We start from the raw sequence: 3490 nt of genomic DNA, 5'->3' as shown, positions 1-3490 counted from the left end.
CCCCGATTTGTCCTTTATATCCTTAAAAATTTTTAGAAAATAAGGTTTGTTGATAGATTTTTCCTCACACGCCTTTATTTTTTATTTCTTTATAATTCCTACTATCACATATAAACCGTATCGTCCTTAGATGTTAGAATCCTATATAGCTTTACATTTTGACGTGTAAGTGGCTTCGTGAGAATGAATGACTACTTGGATATATTTCATGATTTGATGGGAAAGAATCAGCGTCTATTCAATGTATTATATGATTCTTGCACAAGACTTGATAAAATTAGGAATGTTAGATGAGAAAGCATAAAACATTTAACACAATGCGTATCTTTAATGTAGAGGCAATCAATAATATGCAGCTCTAATCATGCTAAAAATTAAAAGATAAAAGAATTTATGCAGTTTGGGCTAATGGTATGAGATAGCTAAAAGCCATAAAAACTACGCAAAAGTAGGCAGTGTGGCTTTATCATAACATCAAGGAGCAACCAAGCTTAATCTGTGTTTTAATCAGAATCATTGCGTTTTATTTCGTCTTTAGTAAAGTTTGTAAGTTTATGTGTCTTGCGATGAGTTTGTTTGATAAGCCATAAGCGTTTGTTCCTATTGTGTTTTTTCTTTATGATTAAGAAGTTAGTAGCAGTTTCTTTATTAAGACTAAATACGGCTTAAAGCAAGAAGCTCTCACAGGGCTTGTAAATTGGGTTATTATAGCGTTGCTAATTTTTGCTTAGATTTTATCAATTATTTAATTAATCTGCATAAGAGAGAAAATACTGCTTGTATTCTAAAGTGGTATGAATGTGTAGCTTATGGCTAAATATGAGGTAATATACTACCTGAAAGGTTTAGATTCTTTTATATTGAAGTATTATAATCAAGAGATCTTATTACTTCCATTAAATTGGCTATAATTGAGAATGGCTAGAATGAGAATTTGGAACAAGGCATAGATAAGCGTTTAGATTTTGATAACCATAGAATCTGCGATTAAGGATAAAGGACATTATGTTAGAGAGATTTTTTTGTCTTAAGGCGCGCAATACGACAATTCTTACAGAATTTATGGCTGGCTTAACCATTTTTCTTACCATGGCATATATTATTCCTGTGGGAAGCACGATTCTTGCTGATTCGGGTATGCCAAAAGATTCTCTTATTAGTGCGATTTGCATTGTAACTGCTATTGTTACTCTTGTTACGGGATTATATGCAAATATGCCTGTGGCTATGAGCGTTGGTATGGGGCTTAATGTGTATTTCAGTTTTGGCTTGGTGCATGAATTTGGGCTTTCATGGCAGCAGGCGTTGGGTGCAGTTTTTCTTTCAGCATGTATTTTTTTAGTCATTTCTGTTACAAAGTTTAGAGTTTGGGTATTGCAAAGTATCCCCAAAGACTTACGTTATGCTTTATGTGCAGGATTGGGAGGATTTTTAGCACAGATTGCATTAAGTCAAATTGGCATTATCTCTATCAGCGATAGAGGTTTATTGCTTGGAAATTTTGATAAAAATGTGTGCGTAGGCATTACAGGGGTATTTATTATATTGCTCTTTGTAGCTTGGCGATTAAAGGGTGCTTTTTTGCTTGGAATCTTTGTAACTGCACTCATCAGTTGGCTATTAGGCATTGCTAAAGCTCCCGATAAAATACTAGATATGCCAGCGTCTATTGCACCTATAGCCTTTCAATTAGAGATTGTGAGTATTTTACAAATCAGCATGATTTCTCCTCTTATCGCCTTGCTTATTACACATCTTTTTGATTCCATAGGTACATTGAGTGGGATTGGTGCTAATGCAGGATTATTTCAAAGCTTGCAAGGAGACTCTAGAAGAGATAAAGCTTTATTAAAACAAGATTCTACATATTTGGAATCTTCCCTAGATTCTAAACAAATTCGCTATGCTGAAGACAAACCATTAGAAAGTACATTGCAAGTCGATGCAGCAGGTGCTTGTTTTGGTGCGCTTTGTGGAGTTTCTACCGTTACTGCATTTTTAGAATCTGCTTCTGGAGTGAATATTGGAGGGAGAACAGGACTTACTGCTTGCTTTGTGGCTTTATTTTTTAGCCTTGCATTATTTTTTATGCCATTTTTTGCAGCCATTCCTTCTGTTGCGATTTATCCTGTACTCATTATTGTAGGGGCTATGATGTTTATGCAGATTAAATCTATTGATTTTTCAAAGTTAGAAGTATGTTATTCAAGTTTTGCAATTGTTATTCTTATGCCACTTACTTCGTCAATCACAAATGGTTTGTGTGCAGGTTTTATCTTGTACGTAATATTGAGTATTTTTCTGGGCAAGAAAGAAAATCTCAATATGGGAATTTGCATTATTGCTTTTATTAGTCTTATCCCTTTTATTTCTCCTGCGTTATAGTCATGACACCTACCAAAACAAGCGAATTAGAAACAGTCTTCTGGCAATTAGGTTATGGCTATGGTTCTGGGATAGGTCTTCTTGTGCTTTTGGAATCCATTAAGGTGGGGTTAAAGCATAAAGAAAATATAGCACTTATAGAAAACATGCAACAGGCTTTAGAACGAGGACTTAGCCTCACAAGCGCATTTAAAGAACACAATAAACTATGCGGGGATTTGATTGTTGCCTTATTTGAGATAGGAGAAAAGAGCGGTCAAATGCAAGAGACATGTCAATTATGCGCGAAAGAATTGCGACAAAGAAGCGAATTTTACAATACTCTTATAAAGGCTTTGATATATCCTTGCTTTTTATTGTTTGCTACATTGATAGTGTTTGTTGTTATTGCTGTATTCGTGATTCCAGAATTTGCAGATATTTATAGAGAACTAAATGCTAACCTTAATTTTAGCACAAAAGCACTTCTGAGTCTTAGCGAGATTCTTTTTAGTTATTATTGGCAGATTTTGTTTTGCATTCTTGGTATTATAGGTATTTGCTGGATTGGCTTAAGTCGCAAGGCTTATAGAGATAGCTTACTTTTTCATACGCCCTTTGTTAATACAATACTTAAAGATTATGAACTCTATCGTTATTTTGTGGGATTGCATTATTTGCTTAAGAGTCAAGTACCCTTTGAGGAAAGCTTGCGAATTTGTAATGGGCTTGTGAGTAACACTTGCATGAAGCATCAATTAGCTTTCGTGCTAGATTCTATTTTACGCGGGATTCCTTTTAGTGAATCCTTGCTAGAATCAGAGGTAGAAATTGCTAATATCGGACTTCTGTCGAGTGCTGAACAAAGTGGGGCATTAGATCAAGCCTTGGGATTAAACGCAGAATTTTATAAGAGACGTTATCAGCTTGCCTTGCAGTATATAACTATTCTAACCGAACCTGCGGCAACAATGTGTATCGGGACATTGGTAGCATGGATTGCCTTTGCTATTATTAGTCCTATGTGGGACATGCTTTTGATTGCTGTGTGATTTTGTTAATTCAGGTCATTGAATAAGTGTATCTGCAATCAGAGTTAAACTTATAGGTAGTATCTCCTATAAGT

The 3490-nt window shown here is 35.0% G+C and carries 2 protein-coding genes; both read left to right on the top strand.

All coding sequences use genetic code 11. The features are described from left to right. Positions 1-1005: 1005 nt before the first annotated feature. A complete protein-coding gene (locus CQA44_RS11495; RefSeq protein ID WP_115547352.1) occupies positions 1006-2385 on the top strand; it encodes an NCS2 family permease in 1380 nt (459 codons plus the stop codon). 2 nt (positions 2386-2387) lie between these two features. Then, a complete protein-coding gene (locus tag CQA44_RS11490; protein WP_115547351.1) occupies positions 2388-3416 on the top strand; it encodes a type II secretion system F family protein in 1029 nt (342 codons plus the stop codon). Positions 3417-3490 lie beyond the last annotated feature (74 nt).

This window comes from Helicobacter sp. MIT 14-3879, from assembly GCF_003364125.1.
Note: the sequence above shows the minus strand (reverse complement) of the source record. Positions and strands in the feature narration are given on the sequence as shown.